Origin of the sequence: Dyadobacter sp. CY345, from assembly GCF_021502725.1 — a bacterium.
Taxonomy (GTDB): domain Bacteria; phylum Bacteroidota; class Bacteroidia; order Cytophagales; family Spirosomataceae; genus Dyadobacter.
The window spans coordinates 236,125-255,447 of the sequence record NZ_JAKFFS010000005.1; the positions used below are offsets into that span (position 1 = coordinate 236,125).

The following is a 19,323-nucleotide window of genomic DNA, read 5'->3' on the forward strand; positions in this document are numbered from 1 at the left end:
GATAAAAGTCCGAAAATCGAAGAAGTTTTCTAAGCTTCAAGAATCATCCGATCAAAAACTTTACGTTGTTCCATCATCGATTTGACCTTATCGTCAGGGTTGGTATGGCATTCTAAAAGCACCCAGCCTGTGTAATTCATTTTTCCCAGATTTGACAGAAGTTCTTTGTAAGGGTAATCTGTTCTGTCCAGTTCGCGGACATGGATCGTGTCGCCAAAATATTGTTTTACCAGATCAAAATTTGATTGAAATCCTTTTCCATTCAAATCCTGCGGGTTACAATTCCAACAGATTCTGGCGTTTTTATGATTTGCATATTCCATAATCTTTTTGATATTAGGAAGTTCCTGCGTTTCCTCGCCATGCACTTCCAGGCGCAGCTGCTGGCCAAAATCAGCTGCATAACCGGCAAGTTCATGCAATGACGTACCAATTTGTTCAAGGGTTTTCTCCACCGCGACTTCTTTATGCAATCCATTTGGCTTGACTTTTACGCCTGTGCCGCCAACATCGGCGCTCAATCGTATAAATTCCTTCGTTTTTTCTATGGAAGATTTCAGCTTCGTCTGGTCAGGATAGTCGTACTGTTGATTAGTCCCGAGACCGATAACCTTCACCGGACTATCAGAAAATTTTCTTTTCACCTCTGCCCTTTCCGTTGCGGAAAGCCCTGGCATTACATTATGTGCATGTTCCACTCTAAGCTCGACGCCGTGAATATTGGTATCCGTGCAATTTTTGATAAGGGTCGGCAGATCCCAATCCTTCCCCCAGAGATATGTTACAAAACCAAGCTTAAAGTTACCTTTGACTCTGAGCAAAGATTCTGCAAACAGACTGTCTGAAACAAGGCTCACGCCGGCCAGTACCGAAATGTTTTTCAAAAAAGTTTTTCTATCTAAAAGCATTTTCTGGATCGATTAGTTGTCAGCTTATTGAAAAAGAAAGACGAGAAATCAGTTATATACTCCAATTTTTCTGGTTATTCCTCCTATCAATCTTGTTTTAACTTCTGCTTTTTTAAACGGAAAATGATAACAATACTTCGAGGTTGCAGTGTGTGATAAAAACACATTGTTGGGTTGTAACTACACAACAACTGAACACTTAAAGGACTTTCAGACTTTAAAATTTACTGGCATGAAATTCTAAATTGCTGGTCTATTGGCAAATCAGGCCGTTTTGTGACACTATTTCACAAATATTGAAAATCTAAAACCTAAAAGAAATCTAGCTATGGAAGATGTATCCCGGCCATTTGGTTTAAATGGTTTAAATGAAAAACAACATTTCGAATCAATCCTTGAATCGTCGGGTATAGGTATCTGGGAAATTGATTTTTTAAACGATGTCGTCTATCTGTCGGATACCAGCAAATTTCTTCTGGCATATCCAGTTGACAAGCATCTAACCTACAATACTTTTCTCGCTCTATTTAATCCAACAGATGCCCTCGATTTTGAGACCAGTTCAAACGCAAATAGTGGAAGAAATCACAGTTTTTCAATGCCGCTTCGTACGCTTACAGACAGTGATTCGGACCATGCTCTTATCTGCCGGGGTGATGTTTTATTTAATGCTAATGGAAAGCCATTGTCCGTTGCAGGAACATTTATTTCACTTCGTAGACAAAATGATGAAAATGCGGTGCTTCCAATTAAAAATAAGGAAATAGAAGATTTCGACGACGCGGAGAAATTCAAAATCCTGGCAGAGCAATCGCCGATTGCTGCTGCCCTGGTTTCTGTTCCCAATTTGACTATTGAATTTGCAAACAAAAAAATGTTTGATCTCTGGGATAGAGATGGGTCAATTATCGGGCAAAGTCTAAGTGAAGTTCAGCCTGAAATTATATATCAATATGCAAAGCAAGACTTGTTAGATATCGTCCACACCGGAGAGCCTTATCTGCAAGATGGTATCAAAATTTTCTCAAATGAGAACAGAGTCAACAAAGAAAATTATTATGATTTCACATATTCTCCTGTATTAAATAAAGGAGGACGTGTCACCGGTATCATGATAAACGCAGTGGACGTAACAAAACGGCTGCAAACGCAAAAAAAATTGGAAGTGAGTGAACAAAAATTTCGGTCACTTATCGAAGAAGTGCCAGTGGGTATCAGTGTTTTTACGGGCAAGGATATGATCGTTGAACTGGCGAATGAACCGATGATAAGTTACTGGGCAAAAGACGCATCTGTTATTGGTAAACCACTTCGCGAGGCTTTTCCTGAACTCATTGGCCAGCCATTTTTGCAAATTCTTGACGATGTTTTAACCAAAGGGGAAACTTTCAGCACAACCAATACCGCAGTTGATATTATTGTAGATGGTGAACTTCGGACATACTATTTCAATATTACGTACAAGCCGCTGTTTAATGACGACGGAAAGGTTTTCGCCATCATTGACATGTCGCTGGATGTTACTCCGGAAGTTCTGGCACAAAAAGCGCTCGTTGAGAGCGAAGCCAGACTGCGTTCGGTAATTGATTCAGCACCGGCCGCAATGGGTCTTTTTGTTGGAAGAGATCTCGTCATTGAAATGCCTAACCAATCCTTTATCGACATCGTGGGCAAAGGACCAGCAATAGCAGGAAAACCGCTTCGTGAAGTAATGCCAGAACTAGAAAATCAGGCATTTTTACAAATCCTTGATGACGTATTTACCAGTGGAAAAATGTATCAAAGTTTCGGTACCCAGGTCGATATTGTTCAGAATGGGTTAATGACTCACAATTTCTACAATATTACCTACACACCAATTTTTGATAATGATGGAAAGGTTTACGCCATCCTCGACATCGCCATCGATGTGACAGAAAGAGTCATAGCACAGAAGGAGGTCGAACAAAGTCAGATACAGCTTTTAGAACTTTTTGAACAATCTCCGGTCGCCATTGCCATGATCAGCAAGGATAATCTGGTTTTCAAGATGGCCAATCCGTTTTATGCTGAAATGGTTGGAAGACTGCCGGAGGAGCTGGTGGGAAAATCGCTGTTGGAGGCGATGCCAGAATTGGAAGGACAAGGTTTCGATATTCTTATAAACGCTGTAACCTCGACTGGTAAGCCTTTCATAGCTCCGGAACAACCCGTGAATGTGGCCCGCAACGGGAAAATGGAGAAAATTTACGTGGATCTCTGTTATCAGCCACAACGGGATATGGAAGGAAAAATTTCCGGAGTTCTAGTCGTGGCAACTGATGTAACGCAACAGGTTATCAGCCGAAGAAACATTGAGGAAGCAGAAAATGCGCTTCGTGGTGCTATTGAACTTGCGGATTTAGGAACATGGCAAATCGATTTTATCAATTGCACTTTTGATTTTTCACCTCGTTTAAGACAATGGTTTGGTATTGGCGAGGATGAGGATATCACCTATGAGAGAATTTATATACCCGTTTCGCCATTTGATCGGGGAAGGGTTCAGGACGAATTTGATAAAGCACTAAGTCCGGGATCTGACGGATTGTTTGATTTGGAATACACCCTTTACACCGGGGGATGCGAACGTATTGTCCACGCGCAAGGGAAAGTTTTCAAAAATGATGAGGGACGACCGTCAAAAATCACTGGAACAGTTCAGGATGTTACCATACAACGTCAGGTTAAACTTGCCCTCGAATTGCAAGTCCAGGAGCGCACGGAAGAACTTGCCACGATGAATGAAGAACTTGCAGCAATAAATGAGGAATATGTTTCCATCAATGAAGAATTGTCAGAATCGAATAACCTGCTGATTCAGTCTAACGAAAATTTACAGCAATTTGCTTACGTTGCATCTCACGACTTGCAGGAACCATTGAGAAAAATCCAGTCGTTCGGCAATATTATCACCAGCCGTTATGCCGCCGAGCTGGGCGATGGAGTGAATTACTTGCAGCGTATGCAAACAGCAGCAAAAAGAATGTCTAATCTTATTGAGGATTTGCTGATGTTTTCAAGAATTTCCAGCAAGAGTGATCGCATTGAGCTTGTAAATCTGAACGGGATTATGAAATCCGTATTAACCGACCTTGAATTATTGATTCAGGAAAGCGAAGCAGTAATTAATATGGACGAATTACCTGAAATTCTAGGTGACCGCTCGCAGCTTGGGCAGCTGTTTCAAAACTTGTTGAGTAATGCATTAAAATTTAGGAAAAACGATGTCACGCCAGAGATAAATATTACAGCAAAGTTGATTTCCGGTATGGATTTACCTCCTGCTTTTGCACCAGCAAGAGCGACAAAAATGTTTGTGAAAATTGGTATCAGCGACAATGGAATTGGCTTTGACGAAACTTATGCAGAGCGGATCTTTCAATTATTCCAGCGTCTTCATGGACGAAGTGAATATTCCGGAACAGGTATTGGACTGGCTATTTGTGAGAAGGTTGCAGTTAACCATGGCGGTACAATTTTAGTCGAAAGCAAGGTACAAGAAGGATCTACATTTTCTGTTTTGTTGCCAATGCCATCCTAATATTTTGTAACTTGGAAAACGAGAAATTCATCATTCAACATCGTCAACTAATGAAAATCAAAGCCCTTCAAATCTCGAACATTATAGCCCTCATTATCACGATAATAATGAATTACCTGTCAAATACGGGCATATTTAACAATAGCACGATGGCTTCTGTATCAGCGCAGTATCAGAATTATTTTACACCTGCCGGATACGCGTTTTCTATCTGGGGATTGATCTATATTTTGCTGATCGCTTTTATTATCTACCAGAGCCGAGGTGTTTTGAATTCGCGCCAAGCTCCGGCTGTCGTATCAAAAATCGGCTGGATGTTTGTAATTTCCTGCATAGCCAATTGTTTATGGATTCTGGCCTGGCTCTATGACTATACTGGATTGTCAGTGATCATTATGGCCGTTTTATTAGGCTCATTGATATCAATAGTACTTCGGACCCGGATGGAACTTGACTTGATAACGTTCAAAAAAGTGGCTATGGAATGGTGGCCCTTTGCGATTTATTTTGGCTGGATCACTGTCGCAATCATCGCAAACATTGCCGCCTATCTGACTAAAATAAAATGGGATGGGTTTGGAATAACCGCAGTTACGTGGACGATCATCATGATTTCGGCAGCTGCATTAATTCATTTGGCATTAATCTGGACGAGAAATCTTCGAGAAGCTGCCAGTGTTGGTGCGTGGGGACTTGCGGCAGTAGCAGTTGCTAATTGGGATGATACACAAGCAGTTGCCTATACGGCACTTTCTGCAACCATTATTATTCTCATCAATACTGCCATTCATGGTTTTATTAACAGGAAGAATTCTTTTATAATGTAAAACTCCGTGCAGATCGACAATCCAAGATATGTCTCAAAATCAATAACAAAGATCTTTTATAGTGAAAAGGAATTGTTGAGAAGTGACTTCACCGCATCGAAATAAGGCTGAGCAATTTTGCTGGGCCTTATGTCCCATCCACGGTCGTAATTTACGATACAGGAATCGATAAAGTTTTTTGAATTTTCTTTAATAATCGGATCCCATATTGACAGTTTTGATATGCGCCCCCGATCAATTCCAAGTTTGGTAGGCTCGTGTAGTACCAACGCTGAAAATTCATATCTATCCACCACCCCCGAAGCCCAGATTGCCCGGGTAATATTTTCATCCTCTACCCGCCCGGTAAATTTCGCAGTGATACTTTCCTGGTTCGGCAACATCAAATCAAAATTCTGCTTTTTAAGATATTGATCAATGGCGGCCCTCACGTGAATCAACGGATCTTTTCCGTCCAGCTCGCTTAATTGCTGAAGGCGTTTGATCTGCGCGTCAGTTAAAGCAACAGTTTTCCGAAAAGTCTTTTGCATGCTCATATCGATTTAAATTAAATCATATCAAACTTACATAGACCCTGAAAAGAATCAATCCATATATGAATGTTTTTGGGAGATGCGCAAAAATTTGGAATTATACCGATTATAAATACCCCTTTAAGACACTTAACATCTGGTCTTTTGGCCAATTTTGTTATCAAGAAACGTTGGATGATGCACAGTTAAAAATGTTATCATAGCCGGGTTCTAATAGATTTCATATGTTCGTTACACAGGTTGGGTATTAAACAATTCTGAGTTTTGAAGAAATTAATCAGGATAACTCAGTCCAAAGAATTATCTTGAATCAGATTCCCTGGCAACTGACAATGACAAGCCATGACATTTAGAATTGTAGTGTTTTTACTGCTTCTTCAACTACCTGTTTTCGGTCAGGTCTCCCTTTCTACTGACGCCGAAATATCAATCATAACATGCGGGCCGGATCAGGATGAGCTTTACTCGGCATTTGGACATAGTGCGATCAGAGTCAAAGATCCGGCCTCCGGGATGGACCTGGCTTATAACTATGGTGTCTTCAAATTTGACTCTAAGTTTTATCTAAACTTTACGCTTGGTGCGCTTTATTATAAACTAGGAGTCGATCAGTTCGACAGTTTTCGAGCCTTTTATATATCCCAAAATCGCTACGTCCATGAGCAGATTTTGAATTTATCTCCCGGGCAAAAGAAAATGGTTTTTGACTATCTCCAAGAAAACGCAAGGCCGGAGAATGCAACTTATCGTTACGATTATTTTTATAACAATTGCGCAACCAAGGTCCGGGATGTGTTTGTTGAATTGTTTGACAGTCAAATTAAATTTGATGACACTTATGCTACGTCGGGTTACACAATCCGGATGCTTACCGGAGACCGCCTTCAAAAGCAGAGATGGGGAAAATTAGCCATCAATATCCTATTGGGATCGCCTTTGGATAAAAAACTTACTCTGTTCGAATATATGTATCTTCCAGACTATCTCGAATCAGGATTTGATCACGCCATGCTGAATGGGACAAAAATTGTAGAAGATAAAGTAATAATTTACAATTCACAGAAGACAGCTTCTACAAAAAACCTGTTTCAGCCATGGCTTGTTTTTGGTATATTTTTGGTGCTTACCGCGGTTATTTCTCAATACGATCTTAACAGAAACAAAAGGTCCGGATGGTTAGATTATCTGCTGTTTCCAACAGTTGGAGGTGTTGGTATTCTTTTGCTCTTTCTATGGTTTGCAACGGATCATCATGCCGCTGCCAATAATTTAAATTTACTTTGGGCTATACCAACGCATATCTTCGTCCCAATTTTCCTCAGCAATAAAAGATTTTATTCTTTACTCAAACCATACCTGCTCATCACCATTATCTTGATTTTCATAAGCTTTCCACTTTGGATTATTGTTTCTGAACAGTTTGACAGTGATTTATTTACACTCCCTGTAATACTCTACATTCGTGCACTTACATTGTATCGTTTATTAAAAAGAGTAAGTTAATTAAAAAAATGATGACCATTAAATATTACAAAAAAGGCTGCCGAACGTTTCAGCAGCCATTTTCTAAACAAATTTTATCAAAACCAAAATCTAATTATTTATTCAAATTTCTATGCTATCTCCGATCCCGGGTAAGTACAGCGTCAATCCGGATTCAGCGAATTTAGCGATGGCATCTGTCTTGTTGAGTTTTATAAACCCAAATGTGTCATAATGAACGCCGAGCACTTTTGTTGTTTTCACAAAGCCAGCAGCTTCTATGGCATCCTCAACACCCATCGTTAGCATATCCCCAATTGGAAAAATAGCAAAATCCAATTCTGCCCATTTTGGGATTAAAGTCATATCGAGGGTAAGTCCTGTATCGCCGCTGTAATAAAAATTTCCGTCTGCCGTCTTCAACGCAAATCCACTGGCAACGCCTGCGTAATTGCCATCCGGAAAACTGCTGGAATGTTGAGAAATAAAACATTTCGCTTCTCCAAAATCAAAAACAGCTTTTCCACCCGGATTCAAAGGAAGCAAGTTTTTCACGCCCTCTTTCCCGAAATAAGTGTATATCTCCCAGTTACCTATAACCGTAGCGCCCGTGTTATTGGCAATGGCGACCACGTCCAGCATATGATCAAAATGCCCGTGAGACACGAAAATATAATCTGCCTGTATCTCACTGATATTGATATCTTTGGCTAATTCATTTCCGGTGATATAAGGATCAAACAAAATAGTTTTGCCACCTGCAACGACCGAAAAGCAGGAATGTCCATAATACGTAATTTTCATCTTTTTCTCTTTTAGGTAATCAGGTGTAAAGTATATAAGTAAAAAACAAAAACATCTCCAACTCTTGCTGAAAAACAAAAATATTAAAAACTGGTTCAATCAATTTTTTCGGTTCACATCTAACTGGCTTGAACGGCCAATATTCCAGCCAAACAATTTTCCCATCCGTCCATTTTACTCAAAAGTAGCGTTGACAATTCTGTTAATCATCTCCTGAATTTTTGCAATAATGTATTACAAAAATTGGTCAAAATAATAATTATTCAACAAAAAGGATTAAATTGAACTAAACCAAGACAGCGCAGGACAGATGTTCTGTTCGTTTATTTTATCATTGTTAATAGATTTCCGAAAACCTGTTTAAAGCGCTCATTTACAACAACATTTGATATCGTGTTACTGCAATCCACTGAAACTTTCTGGCTGTGGCAATTTTTGGGACGGCTCCATCCGCTACTAGTCCACTTCCCAATTGGCTTATTATGCGTGGCGTTATTACTGGAACTGATTGACTGGAAACGAAAATCTTCCGGATTGCGCGATGCAACGAACATACTCACCTGGGTCGGTGCCGGGAGCGCAGTATTTGCAGTCATTTTCGGCTGGATGCTGGCTGGTCAGGAAGAAGCTTCGGGGACAAATCTGGAAATTCACAGATGGTCTGGAATCGCCACGATGTTGCTGGCCGTTTTTGCAGCAGTCGCACAGCGTTTTAACAAACGCGGTTTGTATAGGGCGTTGCTCATTGTTACAGTTTTTGGCGTTTCCCTTGCCGGTCATTATGGCGCAATGCTTACCCATGGCGATGATTATTTGACTAGTGTTTTACCAAATTCGGATGACCCGGTAGAAGCCAAAGGCTCCGACGAGCCGGATTTTATACTAACCAACACAGGCGCTTTGAATCCTGAAGAGGTTCAAAATCTGAATGTGGAGGTCCGGACGATTCTAGCACATAACTGTTACAGCTGCCACAGCGAAACCAAAACAAAGGGCGATCTTCGGCTTGACAGCAAGGAAGCGATTATGAAAGGCGGAGAAGATGGCGTCGTTGTCATTCCTGATCATCCTGACAAAAGTGAACTGATCCGAAGAATTTCGTTACCCAAAGGCCATAAGGAAGCCATGCCAACGAAGGGAAAAAGGCTTACAGAAAGAGAAATCAATGTCCTGAAATTTTGGATAGAAAAAGGCGCATTGTGGCCTGACGGTAAACAAAAAAGCATCTATCGCGTTGCACAACTTGAACCACGAATACCCGAACTTCCAGCCGCAAGCGGAGATATTATTCAGCCGATTGACAGATTTGTCAACGTTTATTTTCAAAAAAATAAAATTGCCTGGAAGCCGGTTGTGAATGACCGAATTTATATCAGGCGTGTATATCTTGATATTGTTGGACTGTTACCTCCTCCTGAAAAAATCGAAGCATTCGTTGCAGACAGCCGGCCGGATAAACGCGAACGGCTAGCAAAAGAATTGCTTACCAGAAACGACGATTATGCGCAGCACTGGATGTCGTTTTGGAATGACGCGCTTCGCAATGACTATTCCGGGACTGGTTATATTACAAAAGGTCGCTTTGATATCACGAAATGGCTTTACACATCTCTCGCAGATAACAAACCTTACAACTGGTTTGTGAAAGAACTGATCAGCCCGACCAAAGAGTCGGAAGGATTTATTAAAGGAATTAAATGGAGAGGTACCATTAATTCCAGTCAGCGTACAGAAATGCAGGCTGCCCAAAATGTTTCTCAGGTTCTGCTTGGATTAAATCTTAAATGTGCATCATGTCACGACAGTTTTATTTCCGATTGGAAACTTGCAGATGCTTATGCCTTCGCTAATATTTTCGCAGATACTTTACTGGAAATTAATCGTTGCGATAAACCGACCGGTAAAATTGCAGAAACAAGAATATTATTTCCGGAACTTGGAGAGATCAGTATCGATGCTAGCACAGAAAAACGACTGCGGCAGCTTGCTGACTTACTTATTCAGCCAAAAGACGGCAGGTTATACAGAACTGCGGTCAACAGGATATGGGCACAGCTGCTCGGTCGTGGAATTGTTGAACCCGTTGATATGATGGACAATATGCCTTGGAGCGAAGACCTGCTGGATTGGCTTGCATCAGATTTTGCGGCAAACGGGTACGATATGAAAAAGCTGATTTTTAAAATCGTGACTTCCAAAACATATCAGCTTCCATCCAGTTCTGTGAAGGAAGCTGGTGATATTATGGCAATCGACTACAAGTTCACAGGTATGGTCAGGCGCAGGTTAACAGCTGAGCAATTCACCGACGCGATCAGCTCTGCGTTCAATCCGATGTATGCAGATTCAGCGATCGTTTATAGCCTTTTGCCCAAAACCATTAAAAGGAAACTTCCATTTGCCAGAGCAGGATTTGTTAAAAACGATCCATTCCTGACCTCGCTTGGGCGGCCAAACAGGGAAACGGTGAGCACAAGCAGAACTTCGCAGGCAAATCTCTTGCAGGCACTTGAACTCACGAATGGAAACAAGTTTACTGAAACTTTAAAACGCGGCGCGAAAGAATGGAAGAAAAGATATCCCGCATCTGACACGCTGGTTACCGAGCTTTACCGGAGAGCGCTCGGCAGAGATCCGCAGCCCAAGGAGTTAATAGTAGCCCGAAAAATACTCGGGCCAACGCCAAGTGAAGAAGGTATTCAGGACCTTGTCTGGGCAATGGCGTTGATACCTGAATTTCAACTTATTTATTGATTTAATTACGTTATCAATACATCCTGTTAAATTGATTTGTAATGAAAAATAACTGGAACAGAAGAGAATTTTTACAAAGAGCCAGCGCGGCAACTCTGGCTGCACTGGCCGCAGGTGCTCCCGCGACGGGATTGTTATCCGGTTGTAAAAAAATTGCCGGTTCGGAATCTTCGGCGGATACAGTTATTTTGCTTTGGATGGCGGGAGGAATGGCTCATACGGAAACGTTCGACCCAAAACGTTTTACTCCTTTTGAAAAAGGGATGGAAGGAAACCGGGTTCTGAGTACGTTCAAATCGATGCCGACCAAACTGGATGGTATCCATTTTTCAGATGGCCTGCAATCCATAGGCAGTGTGATGGACAAAGGAACACTGATCCGCTCTTATGTTGCCGCGGATATGGGACATATTTTACATTCCCGGCACCAGTACCATTGGCATACTTGCTACGAACCGCCTCAAACCGTTGCAGCGCCCCATCTCGGTTCCTGGATCGCGAAAGAATTGGGACCTAAAAATCCTGTAATTCCTGCGTTCATCGACATAGGGCAACGTTTTACTGTCGGAGAGGCCGAGGAATTGAAAGCGTTTCATACGGCGGGTTTTCTTGGTAATGAGTTCGGACCGTTTTTTATCCCTGATCCAAGTCAGGGTTTGGAAAGCGTTCGCCCACCTGTGGGGATGGATGCAAAGCGTTTTGAAAGAAGGAATCAACTTTATAACGAATTGATTAACAACAGCCCGGTTGGCGAATTTGGAAGTGATTACCAGAGAGAATCTTTGAAACGTTCCATGGAACAGGCATATGCGTTACTTAATTCGCCGGAGTCAAAAGCGTTCGATTTAAGTACAGAGCCGAAGGAAAGTTACAACATTTATAACACCGGAAAGTTTGGCTTGGGCTGTCTGCTGGCCCGTCGCCTTACCGAGCAAGGCGCAAGATTTATCAGCGTAACGACGGAATACGAACCTTTCAAAGGCTGGGACACACACGAAAACGGAAATACGAGACTGGCAGATATGAAAAAACAGATAGACGGGCCGATAGCTCAGCTAATCAGAGACCTTGATAAGCAAGGTTTGCTGGACAGAACCATGGTCGTACTTGCCAGCGAATTCAGCCGTGATATGATGGTGGAAGGAAAGCCGGATGCCAAAGTTTTGGAGCAGGTTAGCCAGCCTGATATCCTTTCAGACATGAAGTTTTATGGGATGCATCGTCACTTCACAGATGCCGGTTCGATGCTGATGTTTGGCGGCGGAATTAAAAAAGGGTTTGTTTATGGAAAAACAGCTGACGAACGCCCATGTAAAACCATTGAAAATCCGATAAAGATAGATCAGGTTCACCAAACCATTTACCATGCGCTGGGCATTCCTGAAGACACGCAGTACGAAGTCGAAAAACGCCCCTTTTACACAACGCCGGATGGGAAAGGAAAAGCTGTGCTGGAATTGTTATCGTGAAATAAAACGAGTTTTTCTTGAATAAAAATCTAATTATTTGTCCAGTTCCAGACTGATTTTTCCAGATTTCGCTTTTAACTTTTGTAATAAAGCAAAATGAGCAACCGCAAAAACCGAAGTCTTTTGAGGTTACTCATTCTATTATTTTAAAATAATCTAAGCCAAAACGAATTCTAACTATCTCCATCCACCGCCGAGCGCACGATAGATAGCTACCGTTGCGTTCATCTGGTTCATCTTTGTTTCTACCAGGTCGAATCTGGATTCAAGCGCATCGCGCTGAGTCAGCAATACTTCCATATAATCTGCTCTTGCTGATGCAAAAAGACGGTTAGAAATATTGATCGATTCAGTCAACGCTTCCACTTCGCTCTTTTTCAAGTCATAACTTTTTTCAAGATTATCGATTCTTGACAGTTGGTTTATTACTTCGATATAAGCATTAAGTACCGTACGTTGGTAATTGTAAACCGCCTGAATCTGCTTCGCGTTGGCGCTGTAATATGTTGCTTTAATCATGTTTTTATTGATCAAAGGACCGGCCAGATCTCCCGCAATGGACGATATAATGGACTTAGGCGCTTTTGCCAGATAAATCGGACTGAACGATTGCAGACCAAGAACAGCTGTGATACCAAGACGCGGATAAAAGTTAGCCTTAGCCACCTGCACATCAAGTTTCGCTGCAGCGAGATCATTCTCAGCTTGTCTGACATCGGGTCGATTTTCCAGTAGCTGCGTTGGAATTCCTGCCTGCACGATCGTGGGAAGCAAAGTCTCGAAGTTTTGATGCGTCCTTGCAACAGGCTGAGGATATCGACCTACCAGAAAATTAATCCTGTTCTCGGCTTCAACAATCCGCTGTTTGATATCATATTGAAGATTTTGCGTATTCAAAACCTGCGCCTGAAACCTGCGAACGGCAAGTTCGGTCACCTTTGTCGCTTCCTTTTCCATTTTCACAATTCTCAAAGCATTGCTCTGAATCTCAATATTGCGCTGCAAAATTTCAAGCTGACTGTCGAGCGCTAACAATTCATAATAATTATTAGCGATTTCCGAAACGATGTTTGTCATCATGAAGTTTTTACCTTCCACCGAAGAAAGATAACGGGATACCGCTGCCTTTTTCGCATTCCGCAGCTTGTGCCAGATATCGACCTCCCAGGTAGCAGAAGCTCCGAAACGAAAATCTGTCAAAGGATCAGGCGTTCTTTTACCGGGTTTAATTTCGGTAATTTCCTCCGTCGCTCCCGGAAGCGTATAACGTGATGCCTTTTCAACACCAGCTGCGCCGCCAAGGGTGACAAACGGACGATACTCCCCTTTTCTGGCCATCACTTCGTTTTTCGAAATCTCGATTTCCTGCATCGTAATATTCAATTCCTGATTATTTAACAATGCAGTGTCAATCAACGCAGTCAGTGATGAGTCTGTAAAAAATACTCTCCAACTGGCTTTTCCGCTGTTAGTCGAGTCCTGCGAGCCTTTATAGCTCACAGGAACAACTTTATTTTCATTTTTCTGGACCAGAGCCGGGACGCTGCATCCGGTATAGGTCAGAGCAATTAAGGTGACCCCGACCCAATTTAAAATTCTCTTATTGCGCATCATTACGGTGTTCGTTAGTTTGAGGGAAAGCATCGATTGCGTGAACAAACTGCTCAGATAACGAGCCGTCCTCTTCATCTTTGATCATTTTTCTACCATCGGCCAAAGTTCCAAATATGAAATACAGTCCCGGGATAATGACTACCCCGAAAATAGTCCCGAACAACATACCACCCATAGCCGAAGCACCAATGGTCCGGTTTCCGATTGCTCCTGCACCGGTGGCGCTAATCAACGGAATCAAACCCGCAACAAATGCGAAGGAAGTCATAAGGATCGGACGGAAACGCACCTTCGCTCCTTCGATGGCTGCATTCAGGATCGTTTCGCCCTGCGACCGCTTCTGGACGGCAAACTCGACGATTAGTACGGCGTTTTTACCTAACAACCCGACGAGCATGATCAGACCTATCTGTGCATAAATATTGTTTTCCAAGCCCATCAATTTCAAAAGCAAGAATGAACCAAACACCCCAACCGGAAGCGATAGCACTACCGCAAACGGAATGATGAAACTTTCATACTGCGCTGCCAACACAAAGTATACGAAGGCTAATACGATCACGAATACAACTAGCGATTCATTGCCACGAATCGATTCGTCATAAGAAAGACCTTCAAAAGCAATGTCATATCCTTTTGGTAAAGTTTTCGCTGACACTTCGCGAATTGCCTGTATCGCGTCGGCAGTGGTATATCCTTTTGCCGGAAGACCTTGAATCGCGGCAGAATTATATAAATTGAAACGGGTAATCTCGTTGGGACCCTGACCTTTTTTGAGTGTCATGAATGACGAGTAAGGCACCATTTCCCCTGCATCATTTTTTACAAAAAGTTTCAAAATATCAGATGGAAGTCTTCTAAAACTTGGATCTGACTGCACGTATACTTTGAAGAACTGATTGAATCTGGTAAAACCTTGTTCGTAAGTACTACCGATCATGATGTTCAGGTTATCCATCGCTTTTCCGATTGATACGCCTTTTTGCATCGCAAGCTGATTATCAATCTTCAATTCATATTGCGGATAATTGGCAGCGAAGAAAGTAAACAAGCCTGTCAGCTCAGGACGTTTGGCAAGATCTTCCATGAACTTTTTGTTGACCTTATCGAACTCACTGTAATCCGTATCAGCGTTTTTATCCAACAAACGCATAGAGAAACCACCGGAAGTACCAAAACCAGGAATCGCTGGCGGCTCAAAAAATTCAACCACGGCACCCAGTCCACGTGTTTTTGTTTCAAGCTCTTCCATGATCTCCTTAACATTTTTATCACGGTCATGCCAAGGTTTTAAGTTGATCAGACAAGTACCAGCGTTAGAACCGCGACCTTCTGTCATAATCTCATACCCTGCAAGAGAAGATACTGATTCGATTCCACCAACCTCTTCACAAATCTTCTGAAGGCGTTTTGAAACTTCGTTGGTTTTTTCAAGCGTAGAACCCGGAGGTGTCTGGATGATCGCGTAAATCGTGCTCTGATCTTCGTTTGGAATAAACCCTGCCGGTAAAATTTTGTTTACAAACACAATTCCTGCGCAGAACGCCAACAAAACACCCCAGGTAACCACTCTTCTGCTTACAATCTTTTTAAGCAAGCTCACATATCGTCCAGTCAGTTTGTCGAATACTCGGTTGAAACTATCAAGCGCTTTGGTAAGAATATTTTTCTTTTTTTCGTGTCCATGATGATTTTGAAGCAACATAGCGCAAAGTACCGGCGTAAGCGTCAAGGCGATCAAGGCAGAAATAACGATTGAACTTGCCATAGTGATCGAGAACTGACGGTAGAAAGTACCAACCGGACCTGACATAAATGAAATCGGAAGGAAAACCGAAACCATTACGGCTGTGATCGCGATAATCGCTCCACTGATTTCAGAAAGCACTTTCTTGACTGCATTATAGGGTGATATCCCGGGTTCTTCCTCAAACTTGGCATGGACAGCCTCGACGACGACAATCGCATCATCGACTACGATACCAATGGCAAGTACAAGCGCAAACAGTGTGATCAGGTTAATGGAAAGTCCGAAACCCTGTATGACAAAGAACGCGCCAATCAACGATACCGGAACTGCAAGGATCGGGATCAAAGTTGAACGCCAGTCGCCAAGGAATACGAAAACCACGAGGGCCACCAGGATAAATGCGTCACGCAAAGTATCAATAACCTGCTCAATTGACGCATCCAAAAATTGAGAAACGTCATAACTGATCTTGTAATCCACTCCCGGAGGAAAGGACTCTTTCATTACATCGAGCTTTTTCTTTACTTCCTCGATTACATCGCTGGCGTTACTGCCATAGTTTTGCCTCAAAACAATCGCTGCGGAAGGATGGCCATCCAGGTTGGAATAAATATCGAAGAACTCACTTCCAAGCTCAACTTTCGCAATATCCTTCAAGTGAATACTTTCCCCCGCAGAGTTGGCCCGAATAATAATATTTTCATATTCTTCCGGCTTGTCATATCGCCCCTTATAAGTAAGCACATATTCCAGAGATTGGGCGGCGATACCAGAACTTTGTCCGATACGACCCGGGCGACCAACAATACTTTGTTCACCAACGGCCTTCATCACTTCTTCTGTCGAAACATTGTAGGCACGCATACGTTCAGGATTTAACCAAAGACGCATAGCATATCTTCTGCTACCTAAAATTTGCGCTCTCGCTATCCCCTTTGTCCGCTGAATTTCAGGGATCATTTTAACAGTTGCGTAGTTGAACAGGAATTTTTCGTCAATACTTTTTTCTTTCGAATAAAGGTTAACGTACATCAACATACTAGGCTGAACAGGGGATATAACAACCCCTTCTCTTTGAACTAATTCCGGCAAAAGCGGCATAACCTGATCTACCCTTGTCTTGACCCGAATAACAGCAACGTTCGGGTCGGTCCCGGGCTCGAAGATTATCCTGAGCGTGGCCTCACCGGCACTCGTTGCATCCGTAGCAATATAACGCATATCCTGAACACCGTTAATCGCTTGTTCCAGCGTAATCAGTGTAGATTTAACTAACACATCCGCACTCGCACCAGGATAAGCGATAAATATGTTAACCGTGGTTGGGGCGATGTCCGGGAACTGAGAAATAGGTAATTTCTCAATTGCCAGGATGCCTATAAACACGATCATGATCGAAATCACAATAGCGAAAACAGGTCTTCTTATGAATTGATTGAACATGTCTTATACTTTTTAGATGCCTGATTATTCGGCATACAGATTTAAATTTGAGATAACAGAATCAGGCTTTACGAATTTGGAGTGGATCTTTTCGTTCTCCTTTACCTGACGCAAGCCTTCCAGAAGGATTTTGTCACTCGTTTTCAAACCAGATTTCACGACAAAAATGTGTGGAAGCTCAGCCTCAATAGTAATTTCACGTGAACGGATCACATTGTCCTTATCCACCACATAAACATATTTCTTCTCTAAAACTTCGAAAGTCGCTTTCTGAGGAATGATCAGGGCATCTTTTATCGGCAACTTCACCAAAATATTACCTGTTTCGCCGTGTCTCAAAAGACCTTTCGGATTCGGGAATGTTGCTCTGAAAGCAATATTACCAGTCTCATTGTTAAAGTCGGCCTCTATCGTTTCAACCAAACCAGGATAGTCAAATATCTTGTTATTTGCCATCAGAAGCTCAACTTTGAGTGCGCCTTCTTTGATTATCTTCTGTTTATAATCGAGATATTCTGCCTCTGGTACGTTGTAATAAACCCACATTTTACTGTTGTCAGATATCGTGGTAAGCAGATCGCCTTCATTTACAAGACTTCCAAGTCTTCCCTGAAAATGATCCATAATACCGCTGAACGGAGCTCTGATGTCAGTAAAACCAAGGTGCGCTTTCGCCAAACCTAATTCCGCTTTCGCCTTATCAAATTTAGCTTTACCCAGGGCAAGCTCATTTTTTGATACCACATTACTGTCAGCCAGTGACTTTGTATTTTTGTATTCTATTTCAGCAAAATTGGCCTCAGCCTGAGCCTTTTGTGTTTCAGCTTCGTAGATCATCGGCATAATTTTGAACATTAATTGTCCTTTTTTTACGACCTGACCTTCATCTACATAAATATTTTGAAGGTAACCTTTTTCAAGAGCTCTCAGCTCAATGTGGCTGATGGCATGGATTTGAGCAACATACTCTTTGGTAACCAATGTGTCTTTTTGCAAAGGACTGGTAACCAGGTAATCCACTTCTTCTTCCTTTTCTTCTTTTTTCGATTCACAGCCCGTATGTAGCAACAACGCACACAAGCTGATGACCATGAGAATTCTCTTCATGACATTTGATAGTTATACAATATGAGTTTGATAATTCTAAATTGAGTTGATGCGTATTGACGCATTCCTGGTGAGTCGTTTCACGAATTTCACTGCGGCAATTTCTTTGCAATAAAAACGGGAAACTTGAAGACAGGTCGCTGCCTGCTGGTTGGTATCAAATCCTGAGCACTCCTAATCTGAGGAATAACGTACTGTAAGATGGGATATATGAAAATTTGTTATAAGAAAATAAATACCGTTTCGTGTCGTAAATAAAAAATCCAGTCATTGGAGCGGTGAACGCAACATGCAAGTCACCATTAAAATCAAGATGTTTTCTGAAAGACTGCAATTCATCCTCCTTTTCCTCCACTTTTGCAGCGCGGTTCAGAGCATTCTCTCTTTCCAGATCTGTTGAAACAGGCTTAATAACAAGCTCATGACAATCCTGATAAAAAGTAACCAGGTCAGAAACTGTTCTATGGTCGTTTTCCAAAGAAGAATCTTGACCGGAATCAGCCATAGGATGTCCTGATAAACGGACATATCCACCGAAAAGCAGAATACAAACAGGTAAAAGAATTTTAAATAACTTTTTCATCGGATGCAACACGTTATCAAGACGAGGGATAAATTAATAGGTCCTCACGTAAACTTGATTACAAATACCGCTGTCGTTCGTTAGTACGGTATTAAATCCAAATTAAAATTGAATTAAAATATTACCGGAATGTTAAATCAAGTGAAAAAATATCGATTAAATATAAACATACCAATATTGCATGTATCACATCAGAACATTTCCGCGTGTTATTTTTGATATGAATTACCAATTTGTATCTCAGGCAATTGAAAAAAAATTTTATCAAAATCACAGGTTGAATAAAATATCATTAAGTCTGAGAGACAACGGAGAACGGAGCGTATAAACGATTGACGTATGCCGGCATCACTACTATCTGACGTTCCAATGTTAAATCAACTGGTATCATTTTAGTAATCTAGCTGTAAAAGCGCGCCGTATAGACGTGGTTGACTTGTTGACCCCAGATTAGCGCATTCAGGATTCACAAATTTTTAGTGATCGT

At 41.8% G+C, this 19,323-nt stretch carries 12 protein-coding genes; 5 read left to right on the top strand and 7 right to left on the bottom strand.

The genetic code is table 11. The features are described 5' to 3' along the window. Positions 1 to 29: 29 nt before the first annotated feature. Positions 30 to 908, bottom strand: coding sequence for a sugar phosphate isomerase/epimerase (locus L0657_RS21600; protein WP_235152845.1), 879 nt, complete (start codon positions 906 to 908; stop codon positions 30 to 32). A gap of 328 nt (positions 909 to 1,236) precedes the next feature. On the opposite strand from L0657_RS21600, the gene L0657_RS21605 reads away from it, so the two are divergent. Beyond that, complete coding sequence (locus L0657_RS21605) at positions 1,237 to 4,470, top strand: PAS domain-containing protein (RefSeq protein ID WP_235152846.1); 3,234 nt, start codon at positions 1,237 to 1,239, stop codon at positions 4,468 to 4,470. Between the two features lie 149 nt (positions 4,471 to 4,619). Further along, entirely contained in the window at positions 4,620 to 5,297 is a 678-nt protein-coding gene (locus L0657_RS21610) for a tryptophan-rich sensory protein (protein ID WP_235152847.1), read from the top strand. 56 nt (positions 5,298 to 5,353) lie between these two features. Here the strand turns inward: L0657_RS21610 and L0657_RS21615 are convergent, their stop codons facing one another. Beyond that, on the bottom strand, positions 5,354 to 5,827 hold the full coding sequence (locus tag L0657_RS21615; protein ID WP_235152848.1) for a hypothetical protein: 474 nt from the start codon (positions 5,825 to 5,827) through the stop codon (positions 5,354 to 5,356). Between the two features lie 345 nt (positions 5,828 to 6,172). Here L0657_RS21615 and L0657_RS21620 point away from each other — a divergent pair, with 345 nt between their 5' ends. After that, positions 6,173 to 7,333 (top strand): DUF4105 domain-containing protein, encoded by a 1,161-nt coding sequence (locus tag L0657_RS21620; RefSeq protein WP_235152849.1) that lies wholly within the window; start codon positions 6,173 to 6,175, stop codon positions 7,331 to 7,333. Positions 7,334 to 7,435: 102 nt separating this feature from the next. Here L0657_RS21620 and L0657_RS21625 read toward each other — a convergent pair whose 3' ends face one another. After that, entirely contained in the window at positions 7,436 to 8,116 is a 681-nt protein-coding gene (locus L0657_RS21625) for a metal-dependent hydrolase (RefSeq protein WP_235152850.1), read from the bottom strand. Positions 8,117 to 8,509: 393 nt separating this feature from the next. Between L0657_RS21625 and L0657_RS21630 the strand changes: the two genes are divergently transcribed. Continuing rightward, positions 8,510 to 10,870, top strand: a complete 2,361-nt coding sequence (locus tag L0657_RS21630; RefSeq protein WP_235152851.1) for a DUF1549 domain-containing protein — start codon at positions 8,510 to 8,512, stop codon at positions 10,868 to 10,870. 41 nt (positions 10,871 to 10,911) lie between these two features. After that, positions 10,912 to 12,339 (top strand): DUF1501 domain-containing protein, encoded by a 1,428-nt coding sequence (locus L0657_RS21635; RefSeq protein WP_235152852.1) that lies wholly within the window; start codon positions 10,912 to 10,914, stop codon positions 12,337 to 12,339. A 177-nt stretch (positions 12,340 to 12,516) separates the two neighbouring features. On the opposite strand, the gene L0657_RS21640 is transcribed toward L0657_RS21635, so the two are convergent. From L0657_RS21640 to L0657_RS21655, 4 genes are all read right to left on the bottom strand, one after another. Then, positions 12,517 to 13,950, bottom strand: coding sequence for a TolC family protein (locus L0657_RS21640; RefSeq protein WP_235153179.1), 1,434 nt, complete (start codon positions 13,948 to 13,950; stop codon positions 12,517 to 12,519). Then, positions 13,940 to 17,146: an efflux RND transporter permease subunit gene (locus L0657_RS21645; RefSeq protein ID WP_235152853.1), complete on the bottom strand. Its 3,207-nt coding sequence runs from the start codon at positions 17,144 to 17,146 to the stop codon at positions 13,940 to 13,942. Before L0657_RS21645 ends, L0657_RS21640 begins: the two co-directional genes overlap by 11 nt. A 24-nt stretch (positions 17,147 to 17,170) precedes the next feature. Next, positions 17,171 to 18,253 (bottom strand): efflux RND transporter periplasmic adaptor subunit, encoded by a 1,083-nt coding sequence (locus L0657_RS21650; protein ID WP_235152854.1) that lies wholly within the window; start codon positions 18,251 to 18,253, stop codon positions 17,171 to 17,173. Between the two features lie 157 nt (positions 18,254 to 18,410). Beyond that, positions 18,411 to 18,836 carry a hypothetical protein gene (locus L0657_RS21655; protein WP_235152855.1) on the bottom strand — a complete coding sequence of 142 codons (426 nt, stop codon included), beginning with the start codon at positions 18,834 to 18,836 and terminating at the stop codon, positions 18,411 to 18,413. Positions 18,837 to 19,323: the final 487 nt, after the last annotated feature.